General features: G+C 45.7%; 15 protein-coding genes and 1 riboswitch. Of the genes, 4 read left to right on the top strand and 11 right to left on the bottom strand.

The window, feature by feature from the left end; translation table 11 throughout:
* Positions 1-91: 91 nt before the first annotated feature.
* Positions 92-766 carry a succinate dehydrogenase cytochrome b558 subunit gene (locus NLX78_RS08715; protein WP_061830110.1) on the bottom strand — a complete coding sequence of 225 codons (675 nt, stop codon included), beginning with the start codon at positions 764-766 and terminating at the stop codon, positions 92-94.
* Positions 767-992: 226 nt separating this feature from the next.
* On the opposite strand from NLX78_RS08715, the gene NLX78_RS08710 reads away from it, so the two are divergent.
* Entirely contained in the window at positions 993-1,898 is a 906-nt protein-coding gene (locus NLX78_RS08710; protein WP_028541456.1) for a LysR family transcriptional regulator, read from the top strand.
* Between the two features lie 5 nt (positions 1,899-1,903).
* Here the strand turns inward: NLX78_RS08710 and NLX78_RS08705 are convergent, their stop codons facing one another.
* Positions 1,904-2,581 carry a potassium channel family protein gene (locus tag NLX78_RS08705; protein WP_028541455.1) on the bottom strand — a complete coding sequence of 226 codons (678 nt, stop codon included), beginning with the start codon at positions 2,579-2,581 and terminating at the stop codon, positions 1,904-1,906.
* 81 nt (positions 2,582-2,662) lie between these two features.
* Entirely contained in the window at positions 2,663-4,003 is a 1,341-nt protein-coding gene (locus NLX78_RS08700; RefSeq protein ID WP_254350164.1) for a TrkH family potassium uptake protein, read from the bottom strand.
* A 408-nt stretch (positions 4,004-4,411) separates the two neighbouring features.
* Positions 4,412-4,564: riboswitch (cyclic di-AMP (ydaO/yuaA leader) on the bottom strand.
* 261 nt (positions 4,565-4,825) lie between these two features.
* Between NLX78_RS08700 and NLX78_RS08695 the strand changes: the two genes are divergently transcribed.
* Positions 4,826-6,556, top strand: a complete 1,731-nt coding sequence (locus NLX78_RS08695; protein ID WP_061830112.1) for a CPBP family intramembrane glutamic endopeptidase — start codon at positions 4,826-4,828, stop codon at positions 6,554-6,556.
* On the opposite strand, the gene uvrC is transcribed toward NLX78_RS08695, so the two are convergent.
* From uvrC to NLX78_RS08675, 4 genes are all read right to left on the bottom strand, one after another.
* Positions 6,525-8,609: an excinuclease ABC subunit UvrC gene (uvrC, locus tag NLX78_RS08690; protein ID WP_254326721.1), complete on the bottom strand. Its 2,085-nt coding sequence runs from the start codon at positions 8,607-8,609 to the stop codon at positions 6,525-6,527. The two genes, NLX78_RS08695 and uvrC, sit on opposite strands and share 32 nt — an antisense overlap.
* A 160-nt stretch (positions 8,610-8,769) precedes the next feature.
* The gene (gene trxA, locus NLX78_RS08685; RefSeq protein WP_010347861.1) at positions 8,770-9,087 is read right to left on the bottom strand and encodes a thioredoxin; all 318 of its coding nucleotides are present in this window, start codon (positions 9,085-9,087) and stop codon (positions 8,770-8,772) included.
* 125 nt (positions 9,088-9,212) lie between these two features.
* Positions 9,213-10,160 carry a primosomal protein DnaI gene (dnaI, locus tag NLX78_RS08680; protein ID WP_061830114.1) on the bottom strand — a complete coding sequence of 316 codons (948 nt, stop codon included), beginning with the start codon at positions 10,158-10,160 and terminating at the stop codon, positions 9,213-9,215.
* A 53-nt stretch (positions 10,161-10,213) separates the two neighbouring features.
* Positions 10,214-11,731 (bottom strand): replication initiation and membrane attachment family protein, encoded by a 1,518-nt coding sequence (locus NLX78_RS08675; RefSeq protein WP_061830115.1) that lies wholly within the window; start codon positions 11,729-11,731, stop codon positions 10,214-10,216.
* A 345-nt stretch (positions 11,732-12,076) separates the two neighbouring features.
* On the opposite strand from NLX78_RS08675, the gene hemQ reads away from it, so the two are divergent.
* Positions 12,077-12,856: a hydrogen peroxide-dependent heme synthase gene (gene hemQ / locus NLX78_RS08670; protein ID WP_061830116.1), complete on the top strand. Its 780-nt coding sequence runs from the start codon at positions 12,077-12,079 to the stop codon at positions 12,854-12,856.
* A gap of 180 nt (positions 12,857-13,036) precedes the next feature.
* Here hemQ and NLX78_RS08665 read toward each other — a convergent pair whose 3' ends face one another.
* The 4 genes from NLX78_RS08665 to NLX78_RS08650 form a co-directional block, all read right to left on the bottom strand.
* Positions 13,037-14,203, bottom strand: coding sequence for an ABC transporter permease (locus tag NLX78_RS08665; RefSeq protein WP_254350163.1), 1,167 nt, complete (start codon positions 14,201-14,203; stop codon positions 13,037-13,039).
* Complete coding sequence (locus NLX78_RS08660; protein ID WP_254350162.1) at positions 14,200-15,537, bottom strand: HlyD family secretion protein; 1,338 nt, start codon at positions 15,535-15,537, stop codon at positions 14,200-14,202. The genes NLX78_RS08665 and NLX78_RS08660 overlap by 4 nt, the downstream gene beginning before the upstream one ends.
* A 116-nt stretch (positions 15,538-15,653) precedes the next feature.
* Positions 15,654-16,160, bottom strand: a complete 507-nt coding sequence (locus NLX78_RS08655) for a MarR family winged helix-turn-helix transcriptional regulator (RefSeq protein WP_254350161.1) — start codon at positions 16,158-16,160, stop codon at positions 15,654-15,656.
* Between the two features lie 171 nt (positions 16,161-16,331).
* Positions 16,332-17,522: an NAD(P)/FAD-dependent oxidoreductase gene (locus NLX78_RS08650; RefSeq protein ID WP_025724040.1), complete on the bottom strand. Its 1,191-nt coding sequence runs from the start codon at positions 17,520-17,522 to the stop codon at positions 16,332-16,334.
* A 244-nt stretch (positions 17,523-17,766) separates the two neighbouring features.
* Here NLX78_RS08650 and NLX78_RS08645 point away from each other — a divergent pair, with 244 nt between their 5' ends.
* On the top strand, positions 17,767-18,771 hold the full coding sequence (locus tag NLX78_RS08645; RefSeq protein ID WP_023990157.1) for an NAD(P)/FAD-dependent oxidoreductase: 1,005 nt from the start codon (positions 17,767-17,769) through the stop codon (positions 18,769-18,771).
* Positions 18,772-18,861 lie beyond the last annotated feature (90 nt).

The following is an 18,861-nucleotide window of genomic DNA, read 5'->3' as shown; positions in this document are numbered from 1 at the left end:
TCTGCTCACTCCTTTTTTTAGGATTTTAACCAAATCCCCTTTTACGTTTGAAAATAGAATCTCAACACGATGTATAATTGATATGAGTCGTTTATAGTAGCTGTTTAAAAGCGCCGCATTGCACCAAGGCAGTTGCCGTTTCCTGAAATTCCGCACTGCGGAATGCAAGCAGGGAAGCGATGAAGCCGATAGACACCACCACGAACAGGGTCATACAGATATAAGAAGATACTTTTTGCGCACGTGGTCCCACGGTAATCCCCCAACTGACCATAAATGCCCACAGTCCGTTAGCAAAGTGAAAGGATGCCGAAACGACACTGATTAAATACAAAATGAAATAAACCGGGTTCGTCACGATGCCATGCATGACTCCGCCTAGCTCCTCATGGGTTACATTACCCAGAGCCACTTGAAAGCGCGTGTCGTATACGTGCCAGATAATAAATACAAACGTAATGACGCCGGAAATACGCTGGAACAGAAAGCGCCAGTTACGTGAATAGCCGAATCTTTTGACATTCGGGTCAGCCTGATAAGCAATATACAAGCCATAAATTCCGTGGAACAGTAATGGCAAGTAGATGAATAACGTTTCTAGCACAATAACCAGTGGCAAACCATTCAGGAAGGCCACGCTGCGATTAAATCCTTCCTTGCCGCCCTCCACCGCTGTGAAGTTCGTCACCAAATGCTCAACAAAAAATAGAGCCAGCGGAATGACGCCAAGAAGCGAATGCAGCTTTCTGGAATAAAATCCTCTCATCTAAGTCATGCTCCCTTCTCCCAATAATAGCGTTTTCAATAGTAATATAACATATAAATTGACAGTTTCCGACAGGAAATGTCCAACAAGGTGTCCCTTATAAGGAAAAACAAAAGTGTGAACATCTTGTGTCGCTTTCATGTTACTCCTTTTCGGCTTATAATGGAATTGCAATATACGTATTAATTATTATGTCTTTTTTGCATATAGAGAGGAAGTGGATGATTTGTTTGAGGATTTGAACGCTTTTGCCGTCATTGTCGAGCAGTCCAGCCTGAATAAAGCCTCCAAGCTGCTGAATCTGTCCCAACCTGCCCTGTCTCGCAAAATTGCGAAGCTGGAGGAAGAGCTGGGTGTGAATCTCTTTGATCGTCGGGGCAAACGGCTCGAAATTACGTCAACTGGCCGATTTGTTTATACATTTGCGCTAGAGCAACGGCAACGACAGCTTCGCTTCTTACAAAAGCTGTCCCAGCACAAAAATGAAGCCCAGAGTATGCTTACACTCGGGGCTAGTCTCACGACACTCCAAACGACGCTGCCTACCCTCGTCGAAGCTTTCATGAGCAAGCATCCTCAAACCGAGCTAAAGCTGCTCACCGGTAAAACCCATGAAATCGTCGCCTTTGTACGTGACAAAAAAGCAGACGCCGGTATTGTCGGGTCTGCCATTCATGAAGCCGGACTGCGTTGCATTCCGCTATTTGATGATCATTTGGAGCTCGTTGTTCCCATTGGACATGAATTAACCGTCAAGACAGGAACGGCCTCGATGAAAGATCTGCAAGGATTGCCGATGATTATTTTCTCCAAAGGAACCTGGTACCGCAGTCTGACGGATGACTTATTCCAGCGCAGCGGCATCATGCCGGATATCCGCATGGAAATCGACTCCTTCGAGGCAATTGTACGCCTGCTTCCAACCTGTAAGGCTTCTGCCTTGCTACCCAAATCCTATTTGCGCAGCGAACTATTACGGGATAATGGACTCACTGCATTGTACTTGCCCGATTTGAAGGAGACACGCCGAACGACCTCCCTCATTTACTCGGAGACGACCGATCTCGGTCCGACAGCACGACGCTGGATTAGCGAGACACGGGCGTCGTTTGCAGGTTACCGTATGGTGTAGAGGGTTTAATCCTCTTCATTAACATTAACAACCTCATCCTCAAAGCGACCGATATTGTCATTCGAACCGATGATGACCATAATATCATCTGCTTTTAGCCGATCCATAGCCGTCGGTGCGATCAGGATACCGTTCGCCGTATGAAGCGCCACAACGCTACAACCAAAGCGGGTACGGGCATTTAGCTCTGCTAGCGTTTTGCCATTCAGACATGCAGGTACATTGAGTTCCACAATACTGTATTCCTTAGACAACTCCAAATAATCGAGCAAATTAGGCGTGACTAGCTGGTGAGCCACCCGGATACCCATATCCCGTTCTGGATAAATAATCCGGTCCACACCGAGCTTTTCTAACGCACGCCCGTGCAGCACAGATATGGCTTTGGCTACAACTTTTTTCACACCCAGCTCCTTCAGCAAAATGGCGGTGAGGATGCTTACCTGAATGTCATCACCAATAGCAACAATGCCACAATCGAAATTACGGATGCCCAGTGATCGCAACGAGTCTTCATCGGTAGCGTCCGCCACGACAGTATGTGTCAACATCTCACTCATACTGTCCACAACATCCTCATTCCGGTCAATGCCTAGCACCTCGCACCCCATATCCACCAATTGCAAAGCCAGGCTTGAGCCAAACCGCCCCAAGCCAATAACTACAAACTGCTGCGTTTTCATATCTACTCGAAAACTCCTTATCTGAATCAATTTCATAAATGATTAAACCAACGAAATGTATACTACTTATCATGAAATGATTCATCCTATAATCATTTTGCCTTCCGGATGACGATATAATTCTTTACCCTTTTTCGGCCCCAGTGCATAAGCTAGCGTGAGTGGCCCCAGTCTACCTGCAAACATCGTCAGGGTAATCACCAGCTTGCCTATGACTGTCAAATCAGGTGTAAGCCCCATCGACAGCCCCACCGTACCAAACGCAGACACCGTCTCAAACAAGATCATCAGAAAATGATGATCTTCGGTTGCCGACAAAATCATGGTCACCCCGATCACGAACAGCAACCCCAGCAGTGTGATGGTCAAAGCCTTGTAAATTCGTCCCTGCGCAAGTCGGTACTTGAACAGTACAATATCTTCCCGCCCCCGCAGCATCGAAATCACTGCTCCAATGAGCAGGGCGAATGTTGTGGTCTTAATCCCGCCTCCAGTAGAGCCAGGGGAAGCCCCAATAAACATGAGTATGATGATAAAAAACTGCGTAGCCTGCCGCAAGCCTGCGATGTCCAGCGTATTGGCACCTGCGGTACGGGGAGTAACGGACTGGAATAAAGATCCCAGTAGCTTACCACCCCAATCAAGCGAGCCAAGAGTCTTTGGATTCGTAAACTCAAATACAAAAATCACGAGCGTGCCGACTACAATCATAGCGCCCGTCATGCTGAGTACCACCTTGGTATGCAAGGACAGTCTCTTGCGCTTGCGATATTCTGCCAGGTCTGACATCACTACAAAACCAATGCCGCCAGAAATAATTAGAAACATTGCGGTAAAATTAACAATCGGATCATATACATAACCTGTCAAGCTGCGAAATTCACCGAATAAATCAAAACCAGCATTGTTAAACATGGAGATGGCATGCCAGATTCCAAAATAAATCGCCCTGCCTACGGGCATATCAAAGGACCAGCGAACCGAGAATATCGTAGCGCATACGCCTTCAATAACCAGTGAGTACAGTAATACCTTACGGATTAACCCGACAATTCCCTCTACAGAAGTCTGATTCATCGCTTCCTGCAAAATGAGACGCTCCCGCAAGGAAATCCGACGCTTGAACACCAGCGCGATTAAGGTAGCCATGGTCATAAAGCCCAGGCCGCCGATCTGAATGAGCGCGGCGATAACAACTTGACCAAAGGTTGTAAAAAAGGTCCCTGTATCCTTAACGACAAGCCCTGTAACACAGGTCGCAGAGGCGGCAGTAAACAAAGCGTCTATAAACGCAAGTGACTTTCCTGTTGTATTGGAGATCGGCAGCATTAACAATAAACTACCTATTAGAATGATAATGGCAAAGCCCGCAACGAATATCTGCGGTGGAGAAAGCCGGAGCCAGCTTGCATTGGGATTCATCTATTCATCACTTCTCTCCTAATCCTTAAAACTATAAATCAGTGATTTAATACGGTGTAAGCTCGCTACGCGTTCCATTTGATCTTTCGATCGTCGTTGCCCCTGAATTTTTTGATTTTTCCAAACCTTAAATAACTATAATTAGCATTCCCTGAATACAGGAAGAATGCATGTCAAGCACTACTCGGCCCCCTGTGCTATTGGCGGGCAGTAGCGAAGGGGGCAGAATTGTTCTGAAGAAGCGAAGCGTTTGCCTTTATCTCCGGATTTTAACCATTAAAGGGGGTATACAATCAAAAAATCCGGGGATAACAGCAATCGGAAGAGCAATCTGCACCCGCAGCGGTCTAACCAATCCAAACACTTTTATACGCACAAAAAAAGACACCGGAAAACCGAGTGCCTGACTTGGTTCCTGCTCATAGCCTACGAGGTTAGCTGACGGATTCGGGCAGCACAGTATGCCCTATTTACACTTCCGATCCAGCAGGATCGGTTGTAAAATTCACCCCAGTAACATGGTTCCCCCGTTTTCCCATAGAAATTCGGCTCAACTGTATATCATTACCTATGTATTTCATAGGCATTGCCTCAAGATTATAATCCTTCTATATCCAGATCACAAAACCGATTTCGCCGAAAAAACGTGAAATTGGCTTTATTTTGCGAATGGGCATCGTTTAATCGCAGCTTATCTAATTTTATTGGAACTTTAAAGTGCTTTCACTCTATTTTCATGAATATCGCTTGTCTGTTGGCGGGAACCTGTGCAGTATGATATCTTTAATGGATGTTCTTATTTACAGATTAAGGAGGAAACTCATGAATCCTATCGGGAAACCGGTCGTGCTCACGGCCAACTTCAAAAAACTAGGCTTGCTGGGCGGGATTGGCCTGATTTGCTTTTTTATCTTTCAATTGCTTATTCCCTCGCTTAGCAATCCGAGTCCAGAATCAGTAATGAACGCAAAGGTCATCAGCAAACAAGAAGCGGTCATACACGCATTGGACTTCGCCCGCTCCGAGCTGGGCTATACTGAATCACAGCCTGAGGAGCCTGTCGTGACCTATCAGGCCGAAACAGATTTGTACGGTTATTTATCTAGAGAAAAACTACTTCAACAGTACGACCGTACATGGAAAAAAAGTTACCCTTACGAAACCTTTCGGGTCGATCTGCCTGAATCCTCAGCGAAGAGTAAACTGCAAATTCATGTGGATTTATCCACTGGCAAGGTCGTTAGCTTTAAACGGATCACCTCCAGCACCAATTACACACAGGCTGATATTTCTACGGATGAACAAGCACGTAACAGGCTTGTACGTGTGGCTGAGGACGGCATGACGCTCGAAGCCAAGGAGCAGGCGGCCGCAGTATGGGTCAAGCGCTTTGGCTTTAAGCCGTCGGATTTGAAGCTTGCGACCACTGAACAAGAAGGCGGATTAAAGTATACCGTAGACGATAAAAAAATCGGCGCCTCGGTACTTACACTGGCTTTTACTTTTGAAGACGGTGATGTTCGCTCCTTCACCCAAAGCTTTTCGGCCCCGTCGTCCTATACCGATTATATCGAAAAGCAAACATTTTGGGCGAATTTGATGACCTATGCGGGTTATGCCCTATTTAGCTTTGTACTGGGTGTACTTGCTATTGTGTATGCGTCACTCACCCGACGACATACTTCATTTGTACGCGGCATTGTTCTATCCGTTGTATACTTTATTGCTAGTATAGCTGGGACCATGAACATGCTGCCTTTATTGCAAGCAGAAGCAGGCGGTAAGGGCATGCTTATATTTCTTATGGTTTTCCAGATTGGTGTTACCTTTTTCATGGCTGTAGCGCTCTACTTCTCCTTGGTCGGCGGTGACGGGCTTATGCGTCAGGTTGGACTGAATGCATGGCCGCGTGCAAAAGAGCCGGGCTACGGGTTGTATGTGCTTCGCAGTATGTATGTTGGCTACTTGTGGGCCTTTATTTTACTCGGGGTACAATCCATCTTATTCTTTATACTGGAGCGCACATTTAATACATTCTCCACCACAGATGCCACACAATCCCCTTACAATATGGCTTATCCATGGCTACTGCCGATTATGGCGTGGATGGCAGGTATTGGAGAAGAGACTGTCTACCGTCTGTTTGGTATTCCGATGGTCAAAAAAATAGTGAAAAACACTTTTGTTGCTTGTCTGATCACCACGCTGATTTGGGCACTGGGACATACACTTTATCCGATCTATCCGGTGATTTCCAGACCTATTGAGCTGACTTTTCTTGGTTTGCTGTTCAGTTTTGTGTTCCTGCGTTACGGCTTTATTGCCGCCATGTTCAGCCACGTTATTTTTGATAGCATTCTAATGGGACTTAGTGTGATGAGTCTGGGAGACACTGTGAATGTGAGCGCTGGTCTATTCTGGATCTTACTTCCAGCCATCGTGGGTTACATCATTTATTGGTTTAGTCCTAAAAAGCCAAATCGAATTATGTTTGAACCTATAAAAAAAGAGGAGCCGTATTCTACGACTCCTCCTCCCGAAGGGCAGCTATAATCTGACGCGCAAGCTTATCCCCAATAGAGAGAGGCCGGAAGTCTTCGACACTGGCCTCTCTTATTTTTTTGAGCGATCCAAAATGCTTAAGCAGTAACTTACGCCGTTTCTCGCCGATGCCTGGAATAGAGTCCAGCCGGGAAGTTACCATAGATTTGCCGCGTTGCTCGCGGTGGAACGTGATGGCAAAACGGTGAACCTCGTCCTGAATCCGTTGCAGTAGATAAAATTCTTCGCTATTGCGTGCAAGTGTCACGGCCTCAGAGGACTCTCCCACTAATAGTTGGGAAGTTCTATGTTTGGCATCCTTCACCAGTCCACACACAGGAATGAACAAACCCAGCTCATTTTGCAATACATCGGTCGCCGCCTTAATTTGTCCACGTCCACCATCGACAACGATCAAGTCGGGACGTTCCAAATTTTCCTTAAGCACACGTTCATATCTACGTCGGATAACCTCACGCATTGTTTCATAATCATCGGGTCCCTGCACAGAACGGATTTTATATTTTCGATACTCCTTCTTGGCAGGCTTGCCATCAATAAACACGATCATGGCTGAGACTGGATCGGAACCCTGGATGTTGGAGTTATCAAACGCCTCCACCCGGTGCAAGCTATCCAGTCCAATGGCACGTCCGAGATTGCTTGCAGCTTTGGATGTCCGTTCCTCATCCCGCTCGATCAGCTTAAACTTCTCATCCAAAGCAACACGTGCATTTTCCGTCGCCATGCCTGTCATTTGCTTTTTCAGTCCACGCTGCGGTACAAGTACCTTTACATCCAACCATTCAGCCAGAGCGAGAGCCGCCGTACTCGGGTCCTCCAGTCCACCGGATAGTTGGGTTTCTGTTTCCTTTACTCCGGTATCTTGGTCACCAACTTGGTCTTGATTTGTTGCTGCTGCATAAGTTGCCCGTTCTTCAGCCACCAGCAATGAATCAGCAGAAGGCTCTGTCTCCGTTTGTATCGCTTTCTCATCTGTCTGTCCGGTAGCATCGGTTGTAGCTGCACTGTGGAGTACAGTTTCTGCCGCAACCGGTTGATCGACATTGACCTGTTCGGCCTGCATCAGCTTAGGAGAATCTGGCAGCAATATTTCTTGCGGCACTGCCGGGTTGTCACTATAATATTGCGTCACATAGGACATAAAATCACTGTAAGCTTCACCGTAGAAAGGAAAAGTCGACATATGGCGCTCGATCATTTTACCTTTGCGGACATATAGGATCTGTACACACATCCAGCCCTTATCTACTGAAAAACCGAATACATCTCGATCCTTCGCATCCGATGTGGTGATTTTCTGCTTTTCCATCATCGCGTCGATGCTGATAATCTGATCTCGCAGCTCCTTGGCCCGCTCAAAGTACAATTCCTCTGCGGCCTCCTGCATTTTACGCTGAAGATCCTTTTTAATTTCCTCATGTCCCCCGCTCAAAAAGGAACCAATCTCCTGACCAATCTGGTCATACGTTTCCTTCTCGACCTCTTTCACACAAGGCCCCAAACATTGATGCATGTGATAATACAGACACACTTCTTTTGGCATCACACCACACTTGCGTAACGGATACATACGATCCAGCAGCTTCTTCGTCTGATGTGCCGCGTAGGAATTGGGGTACGGTCCAAAATATTTTGCTTTATCTTTCAGAACGCGACGGGTCACCTCCAGCTTGGGGTGTGCCTCGTTCGTAATTTTCAAATACGGAAAAGTTTTATCATCCTTCAATAGCACGTTATAACGCGGCTGGTACTTTTTAATGAGGTTGCACTCCAAAATGAGCGCCTCCATATTACTGCCTGTAACGATATATTCAAAATCACGGATATCGGAAACCAGTCGTTGCGTCTTGCCGTTATGGCTACCTGTAAAATAGGAACGGACCCGGTTTTTCAACACTTTGGCCTTGCCGACATAAATAATGGTGCCTTCGCTATTCTTCATCAGGTAACAGCCTGATGCATCCGGCAGTAACGCTAATTTGTGCCGTATGTTCTCCAGCGCCTTCTCCTGATTCTGCAAGTCCTCCGCATAAGGTTTCATTCGCCCGGTTCCTCCTTCCATTCTTAATGATTACTCAACTAACTACTTAGAATATATAGGAATAATACACAAAAACGCCCCCGGTATTTACAACCGGAGGCATTGACCTTTCATGGCCGCTCCACCAAGCCCCCGCGGGAGCATGGGTCACATGCGATGATTATTGGTGTTTAGTAAGCATGCTTTTCAGCGCTTCTTTAGAGTTCAGACCTACCACTTTATCAACAGGCTGTCCGTCTTTGAAGACGATCAGGGTAGGAATACTCATCACGCCAAAACGGGAAGCAGACTCTGGATTTTCATCCACGTTCACCTTCGCGATTTTGACGCTGTCGCCAACTTCTGTGGACAGATCCTCCAGAATAGGAGCGATCATTTTGCAAGGACCGCACCATGGCGCCCAAAAATCAACCAAAACGGTTCCTGTGCCTTCGACTTCTGCGTTGAAGGATTGATCGGACACGTTAACAATTGCCATTGTATGTTCCTCCTTTATAGAAAAGTCAAGATTATTATAACCTGTAATGTCTGTTTCGACACCTTTTAATTATATCACAATAGTCTTTTAATTGTAAGATATCAAAATAGCAGACGGAAAAACGCTTAGCCCCGCTGATTTTTTCCCTTTACGGTAATGACATCTACAAAAGGACGAATCCGGTCCATCAAGCGTTGTCCTTTGTACATTTCCTCTCCGTCCTTGCTCGTAAAGCTGAGATGCTTCTCCAGCCCTTGCAATGAGTAATTGGAAGTATAAAAGGTCGGTTTGCGATTCATTCGGTAATTCAGTATGGAGCCCATCACATGGTCCCGTACCCACGGGCTTAAATTTTCGGCACCAATATCGTCAAATACGAGCAGATCACAATTTTTGAGCATTTCGGTCGTTTCCTTCAGCTTCTGCCCGTCCTGAATCATGGACTTTAAGTCCTCCACAAAATCAGGCATATACACGATCACACCGTTCAGACCCGACAGGGCCAGCTCGTGCAATAGATAGCCCATCAAAAAAGTTTTACCCGTACCAAATGTACCTTCCAGATACAGTCCTTTTTTGGATAGACCCTGACTTTTCGTCTCTTCAATGTAACGGAATAGCTGTGTGACGGCAGGCATACGTTGTGAATCTTTGCGCGCAATTTCAAGAGCGTTATATCCCTCCAGAAGGGCGCGTTCATCCACATAAAAGCTTTTAATTCGCTGACGCACCCGTTGTTCATGTTGGGAAGCAACCAACTTCGCACATGGGGTCCGAATGTCCACGATTTCGGCTGTTCCATTCGGATATTCCACGCCCAGCTTGCAAAAGTGGCCCTGAAAATCGTTAGGACATCGTTCCAGCCCCGGACAATTGTCGCAATTTCGACGATCCCGGGTATACTGAAAGAGCATGCTCATGTTGAGTCGCAATTGTGTTTCGTCCACATCAGGATGAGCAGCACAAAACTCCTGCACGAGCGGATCATTTAGAACTTGATCGGCTACATTGCGAGTGCGCTGGCGAAACGAAGGGTTCTGCATCTGCTGTAGCAAATCGCCCAGTGATTCCAAGAACGCTCCTCCTTTCTTAAAATGTGCAGAGTTATAGACACCTTAAAATCTATCTACACCTTTTTCTGTTTTCCGGATTGCATTCGTTCGGCCAGACGCAGCAGTTCATCCAATTCTTCCTCAGATACAGACTCCTCGGAAGGGTGATCCTGAACGATTGGAATGGATGGTTTGGCAGGTCCGTTATTTTTGGCATATGCGCGGGATCGGCCGCCGGAAGGAGAAGCAGAGGACTGTTTTCCTTTTACCTTGGCTTGATCCCTTATATATTGAACGGCTTTTTCGTAAGTGTTTACCTGCTTAAGCAGCATATTGGAAGCAACGGCCTCGACAAAGTTGCGGTTAATCCGCTGATCGCTCCCAGATACGAGCAGTGACATTAAATAATGGATCAGCACGTTGATGACTTCACCGGGCAGCTTATAGCTGATATCAATTTTCTCGAATATATCCAGCAGGTTACCGGGAACCGTGCCGGGGAAAAAGGTTTGCAGCAAGCGACGATAAGGCTCGTTGCGCAACATCATATTATATTGGTGAATGTCACATTTGGCTGTGAATTGTGGTGGAACCTCCACATAAAATTCCATTTCCACAGCCTGTTCTGCAGGCGGCTCTTCAGATGTGGAAGTTTCCCTCTGGCGCAAGGCGACCACTTTGGCGGCCTGTACCTGCTGTTCCTCCTGACGCTTCCGATCCTGTCTGGAGTGCTGACTAGCCCGAAGCTGAAGCTCGTCGAGCAACAAATCGCCTGCTTCGGTAAAAATACCATCCTCATCCAGCAAGCGACTAATATCCTGTACAGAAAGATCAAATTTGCGAACAACGTAATTGACCATGCCTAACTGCTCGTGCTCAAACCGAAGACGTTCCACGTGCTTACGATTGGCAGATTCACGCGGAAAACGGAGAATAATATCTGCATAATTCAATGCTTCCTCCGATTCTGACGCTAGTGCTCCAGTCTGACGGCTAGTGGACACCTCGGACAGCGCCTGCTCCAGTTCATAATCTATAACATGGGTATTCAGTTCAAATAACTCGTAGAAAGGAATCGAAATATTCTCTTTATTATAGGAAGATTGCGACCATTCGCTAGATTCCCTGCTCCACAACGATTCTCTCAGAGAAAGCACTGCAAACTTACCGATTTTGTCTCTCAACAAAAGGGTGAGGTGCTGTGTTCTGAAAAATTCAGCAGGTGCAAGCGGCGGCTGCATCTCATATTCGTACATATAGTCGTCCGTTTCGGGTGCATACAGCCTGGACGTCTGTAACAGACCGACGGCCTCCAGCTTGGAGGTCTGTTCAATCAAATACTTGCGTCCCTTCTCACTCGGCTCCAGTCCCAGTGTCAGAAAAAGGCGACGCTGCTGTTCCAACGGCGAATAACCGATTTGTCCAACTGGCACATGCTGGAACAACAGTCGATACAGACTGACCGCAAATGCGCCTACCATCGGCTGATAGACGCTTCCCAGCATCAATTCATCCAGTGCGCTCAAGCCAAATTCCCGATAAACGCAATAGCGGTGGTTCTCAGTATAGTGCAGCAGGTTTTTCATCCGCATTCCAACATTCTTCCTTTCCTGACATAACGGTCTCCAAGATGTTTTTCTATTCTATCATACTTGCCTTCTCGTGGGACCAACAAAATAAGGGCAATTGTTCTCCTTTTTGGCAGCCATATTCGTCTGAGTTCTACTTTTTTCGAGAATACTAACTATTTTATGACTTTGTGACCTGCATCATGGTAAAAATAAAATTCTTCACACTTCTTTCATTGGTGAAAAGCTTTACTTTGAGCTACAATATAATGGTTAAGCATCACGTATTGGATACAGGAAAGATATAAGGAAGTACACATATTTCGGCTAAGCCGATTATCATTTACAGATCGTAAAGGAGTGTAGATCGTGAGTCAACATCAACCACAACAAACCCCAGCAACACCCAACGAAGTAGCCTCCACACTGGAAGGCTGGTATGCGCTTCACGATTTCCGGTCCATCAACTGGACAGCATGGAAGACCGCAGATGATGAAGAGCGCGCCGGAGCACTGGACGAGCTTCAAGAGTTTATGAAGGAATGGAACGTTACCGAGGAAGCGGGTCTGGGCAGCTCAGCTGTCTATACTATAGTCGGACAAAAGGCTGATTTTGTCATGATGCACCTGCGCGAAACGCTGGAAGACCTCAATAAACTGGAAAATGACTTTAACAAAACAACCTTCGCCAAATATACAACCAAAACCTATTCTTATGTGAGTGTGGTGGAACTAAGTAATTATTTGAGCAAAGATGAAGATCCAATGCAAAATCCACAAATCGTCGCACGCTTGAAGCCCGTATTAAACAAGGCCCGTTATATTTGTTTCTATCCAATGAACAAAAAACGTGACTTGGACGACAACTGGTACATGCTTTCGATGGACGAGCGCCGCACCTTGATGCGCAGCCACGGTTTAATTGGACGCAGCTATGCTGGCAAAGTAAAGCAAATCATTTCCGGTTCCGTGGGCTTTGACGATTGGGAATGGGGTGTAACCCTGTTCTCCGATGACGCACTTCAGTTCAAGAAGCTAATCTACGAAATGCGTTTTGATGAAGTCAGTGCCCGTTACGGTGAATTCGGCTCCTTCTATGTCGGCAGCGTGTTGAATGAAGAGACATTTGAAGACATGTTGAAGCTGTAAGACGCAGACATCAACTCTTACTGAATAAAACCGAGGATTTCGTGAACTCCCACTTTCGGGACGACGGAATCCTTTTTTTATACCTCATCACTATAATAAAGAGAAAAGGCCCCCTCACGGGCGCCTGATAAAATGTTTTTTTTGATTACCCAGGTAATAACAAAGGAATGATATCTCCGATTATTGCAGCACAGGCTCGACCACTACGGATGTATCCTCACTTTTCGCCAGCTTTCTTTTCTCCAGAGCAATCAAAATAAAGATAATAAGCAGCAAACCACTTAGTAAGACCAAAAACCCTCCCAACTCGGGAATAAAATATTTTAAGCTCCCACCTTTGAAGCCCATACCTCTCAAAAACTTGAAATGCCAGGTCAATGGGAGAATGTTACTTACATATTGCAGCGATGGAGGCAGCATAGCCACTGGCAATTGAGCGCCGCTCAGTAAAAACGAAGGAAGTATAATTAGCATGAGGCGTGGAGAAGCTTTTCCAGGATTGGCCGCATTCCATCCTAAAGCCATCGCAAACAAACCCAACGTAATCGTGTACAGGAGAAATGGAATACTGAGCTGCCATACATTCGCTTCAAAGCGTAGTCCCCCAATTTGCTTAAGTAAACCAATGGACAGATAAAAGGACACACATCCTACTAACGCATACGGTAACACCCTAAGAATCAAGCTATACGAATGCTGAAGCTCCTCTTTTAATCTTCCTTGCTCCCGCAATCGCGGGACGATTGTCAGTACAGTAGCACCAATCAGTGAAATCATGACCGTATTAATGAATCCCATAACCGAGGTCATCAAAGTAGCATTGGTAGGATTATATAACAGCCGCTGCTGAAGCAGCATATTAGAAGTAAGCCCTGTAACCTGGCTGTCACTCATTCCCATGCCCTTTAATCCACCACCAGCCAGCATCGCATTTTCCGTCGCCATAATCTCTGTGACTGCCGAGCGTAGATTTCCAGTAGCCTGACCTACCGTATTATCCACATAAAAACCGATGTTGCTCTGAACTCCTTTGATCCTATTTTCCTCCAACCCAGCTGGAAGGTAAATCACCGCAAAAAACTTTTCATTATATAAAAGTAAATTCGGATCGGCTTCATTCTCTTGCACATGGCGTACATCAATATACTGCGATGCATCTAATTTATTAATAAGCTGTCGGCTATAACTGCTATGATCTAAATCGACTACAGCTACAGAGGCATCATTAAGCTGATTATTTTTAAAAACAAATCCAAAGGCTACAGCTACTACGATAGGAACGAGCAGCATAACAAAAACCATCTTACCGCTGATCAACAGCTTCCATTCTTCTATAAAAGCCTTCATTTCGTCACAACCTCTACCGTCATTCCAGGTAATAATTCAGATGTGCGTTGAACATCCACCCGTACTTGGAAGGAGCTTATATCCGACAGTCCTTTGTCCCGACTCATTCTCATGTTGGTATACTGAGGAGCAGAAGTGATGTACCTCACCTTGCCTTGGACATCTTTATCTAAAGCTACAACGTGCGAAGTCACATTTCCCCCAGCTTTAAACTGTGACATGGAATCCTCACCCACATAAATATCGTAGTATAGCTGATTGGTTTCGATAACGGCGCCCGTTGCCCCCGTAGAAACGATCTCTCCCATTTTAGGTACAATACGCGACACCTTACCATCTGTGGATGCCTTCAGCACCATACGTCCGCGCTGCAATTCCAAAGTTTTGAGTTGAACACTTAATGCCTGCTTTTGTTGAGCCAGAAGATCCACATTGTATTCGCTATTCTTAACATCTTTTCGTGTTTGCGAGGTTTGAGTCAAGGCTTCCTTCGCTTTTTCTGTTTTGATACGAGCCTGCTGGCGTTCCTCAGCAGTTGCGCCAGCCTCCATTTTATCCAAAGCGGTTTGCTGCTGAGCGATCCCATTTCTAGCAATGTCCGATTGTTTGCTAGCCGCTGTAATCTGGTTATTAGAAATTTCAACCTGATCCTTAGCTGTATCTAACGCGATTTGGGCATTATCCAGTTGGTTTTTGGCGTTATCCAGTTCTGCTTTGGTTCCAGCTCCGGCATCATATAACGCTTTGACACGGTTGTAATTCACTTTAGCCAAGTCCAGAGCCTTTTGTCTGGATGATACTGTTTTTTGCGCGATTTCCGCATTCCTTTTGGCTGTCTCTACTCCTGTCAGAGCTGCGTCCAACGATTGCTGTGCTGCTTCAATAGCCAGCTTTTGTCTTAGAATATCCTCCGCACGTGTTCCTTGATTTAATAAGGACTCTCCTGCTTGCGCGGCTTGAATGTCCAATTGTCCTTGTTTTTCTGAAGTTGAAATTTTCTCCGACTGATTTTGCAGCCCGTCTTTAGCCTGTTTTATTTTCACATCAGCCTGTGCGATATCCGTTTTTAATTTCTCAATTTGTAAATCAAGGTCTACAGGATCAAGGGTCATGATTACGTCCCCTTTTTTCACCTGTTGTTCTTCCTTCACCTCAATCGTGTTTACTCTTCCCCCTACACCCTGAAAAGCAACATTCACGGTATCTGCCGTAAGCAGTGTGTTTTTTTGTTGGGCTGCCATACTCACAGCATCCTTGCCGCTCATTGCCATCAGCGTACCTCCAGTACCTAATGCGACAACAAGTAGCACGTACACAATAATCTTTTTATTCATTGCAACAAACTCTCCTTCATGATGATGATTTAGCCAATGATAGTTAAAAAATAATAGTCAAAAACAAATAAGGGACCTGATAGTACGACGTCTAACTATTTAACGGGAAAATTTGATTATTCCCGTTTTATCCGTTCAAGTCCTAAGGAAAGCTTATTTAATAACGTAGCAAATAGAATATGATCCTCCTGCGTAAATTCATTCATTAAATCCGAAAAAAGCTGGATGAACATCGGAATTTTTTCCGTCATTAACTGTTTTCCTTCATCAGTCAAGGAGATTGCGGTCATACGTCGATCCGTCAGCGTACTTCTTCGGATGATGCCGTCCCGTTCCAGCTTATCAATTACGCTGGTTACTGTTGAACGAGTAACCCCTGAATATTCAGCCAACTCTGATGGAGTCAATGCACGTTCATGTAAAAACAACGGCATTAAAATTTTCAGGTTGCCTACAGATAGTCCATATTCCGAGAGTCTGGAAGACACTCCATTGTACACTTCATGTGCTGCCTGCACGAAAAGTACCCACGTATTCAACGATTGGGAGTCCACATTTGGAAACTTTTCTGCCAATAAATTTATTTTCTTGGAATCAGCATTGATTTTAAAATCAGAATTCAATCCGAAGGCCCCCCTCTATAATTAGTAATCATACTATACGTCGTCAAATAGTTATGAGTCAATACCCTTTTTTGTTCATCTAAATAAAAAAGGCCTCCAAGCTCCTGTATAAGAGTCTTGGAAACCTTTTTCTGCTCGTATTGTTTTTGCATGTTGACTACTCGTCTGAGGTTAGAAAAACCGTCCCTTTTTCAGTACCAGTGGAATTCCGCCAATGATGAACAGATAGCGGAGATCCACAATTTTTTTCAATTGTGCGGCCACCCAGCCTTTTATTTTACGTTTGCCCACCACGGCGACGGCTTCGCCTTTTCCAAGCGAAGCAACCGTCCCTTTGTTAGAAAATACGAACTTGTGCAGCTCCTTTTTGCGAAGAGTAGCGGCCAGATTCTTGGCACAAAGGACCCCTTGCTGCATCGCAATTTGGGCAGTCGGTGGATAAGGACGTCCTTCGGGATTAAACATCAGGGAGCTGTCCCCGATAATAAAAATATCATCGTGGCCGGGTGCACGCAGAAAATCGTCGATTTTCACCCTTCCGCGCATCACTTCGAATCCGGCTTTCTCAATTAATCCGTTCCCACGAATCCCTCCCGTCCACACCACCGTGCAGGCTTCGATTTTCTCACCCTCACCAACGATTACACCATCCTGCAAGCATTCCTTAATCGGAATTCCAATGCGGAAGGTGACCCCTTTACGCTTAAGGACATCCATCGCATACTCCACCAGTTCAGGATCGAACCCTGGCAGTGCCGTAGGAGCTGCCTCGACGTTAATGATTTGAATCCGGTTAAAATCGATATCATACGCTCTAGCGAGCTGTGGCAAACGATCCGCCAACTCCGCTACAAACTCAATCCCGCTGAAACCAGCGCCCCCAACGACAAAATTGAGGCGACCTGGCTTACCGTCATTTTTATACAGGGCCAGTTGGTATTCAATATGCTCACGAATCAGGCGAACCGAGTTAATACTGCGAATCGTCAGCGCGAACTTATCCATCCCCGGAATACCGAATGTTTCTGGCTCCCCGCCTAGTCCGATGACCAAATAATCGTAGGACAGCGAGCCATCCTCCAGCACGATTTTTTTCTCCTTTGGTATGATTTCCTTAACCGTTCCTTTGACTAAATCCACCTTGAACTCATCGATTAGCTGAGCAATCGGAATCCTTGAATGTTCAATCGTATCTGTACCTGCCGCAGGCATATGAAGATGTGTCGTAATATAGTGGTAATCATGACGGTTAATCAGCGTGACATCCGCCTCATTGTGCTTGAGCTCCTTTTGCAATTGCTGAGCCGTCAATATACCGCCATATCCGGCGCCCACAATGACAATTTTGGGAATACTGCTCATGCTTCTACCCCTTCCGATATACATAATCATAATCATTAATTGTTCACAGCTGTTCTCTCAAAACGGTTAATTGATACTCACAGAAAAGTCTTCATCAAATATTAATCGCTTTAACTTTGCAAGCGGAACCCAGCAGTTTATAATGATAAACAGTGAATCATACGTTCGGCGGCTATCTGAACCTCTATGCGGCTGATTCAATATCTACAAATCCCATACTATCCCTTTCGGAGGTGTTTTTAGAGTGACAGCTCAATCCACAGGTGCGGAGATCCGCGATCTGATTATTATCGGAGGCGGTCCAGCCGGTATTTTCGCCGCTTTTTACGGAGGAATGCGTCAGGCATCCGTCACCTTAATTGAAAGTATGCCCCAACTGGGCGGCCAGCTTGCAGCCCTTTATCCTGAAAAATATATTTATGACGTTGCTGGCTTTCCTAAAGTGACTGCACAAGAACTGGTTAACAATTTGGTTCAACAAATGAACCACTTTAATCCAGAGGTGCAGCTAGAAGAGAAAGTCGTATCGTTAGAGAAAAAGGAAGAACGCCACTTCATTGTAAAAACAGACAAAGGTGGCGAGTATCATGGTAAAGCGGTTATTATTACCGCTGGTGTTGGTGCTTTCGAGCCGCGCAGACTGGAGCTTCCAGGTGCCGAGCGTTTTGAAAAAACGAACCTGCATTACTTTGTCAGCGACCTGAGCAAATTTGCAGGCCGAAAAGTGCTTATCAGTGGTGGTGGTGACTCTGCTGTAGACTGGGCACTTATGCTGGAACCGATTGCAGAACAGGTTACATTGATTCACCGCCGTGACAAATTCCGTGCGCATGAACACAGTGTCGAAAACCTCCTCGCTTCCAAAGTAAACGTTATTACACCAACGGAAATTACAGAATTGCATGGAGAAGACACGATTACTAAAGTCACTCTTGCTCATGTAAAAACCAAAGAAACACAGGAAATTGAAGTGGACGATGTGATCGTTAACTTTGGATTTGTATCCACACTTGGCCCGATTGCTGAATGGGGAATTGAAATCGAAAGTAACTCTATCGTGGTCGACTCTCGCCAGGAAACAAATATTCCCGGCATTTTCGCCGCAGGGGACATTACGACCTATCCAGGCAAGCTCAAGCTGATTGCGGTCGGCTTTGGTGAAGCTCCTACGGCAGTCAACAACGCCAAGGTCTATGTAGATCCAGATGCCAAGTTGTCTCCCGGGCACAGCAGTAACATGAAATTGTAGTCTAGTTTAGACTATGACAAAAAAGGGTATTTTACTCCAAATTTGATTCTTTGGAGTGAAATACCCTTTTTTACGGTGTGCCTATTCGTT

Source organism: Paenibacillus sp. Lou8.1 (genome assembly GCF_024213565.1).
Classification (GTDB): domain Bacteria; phylum Bacillota; class Bacilli; order Paenibacillales; family Paenibacillaceae; genus Paenibacillus; species Paenibacillus polymyxa_B.
This window is presented reverse-complemented; position numbering and strand designations above follow the sequence as displayed.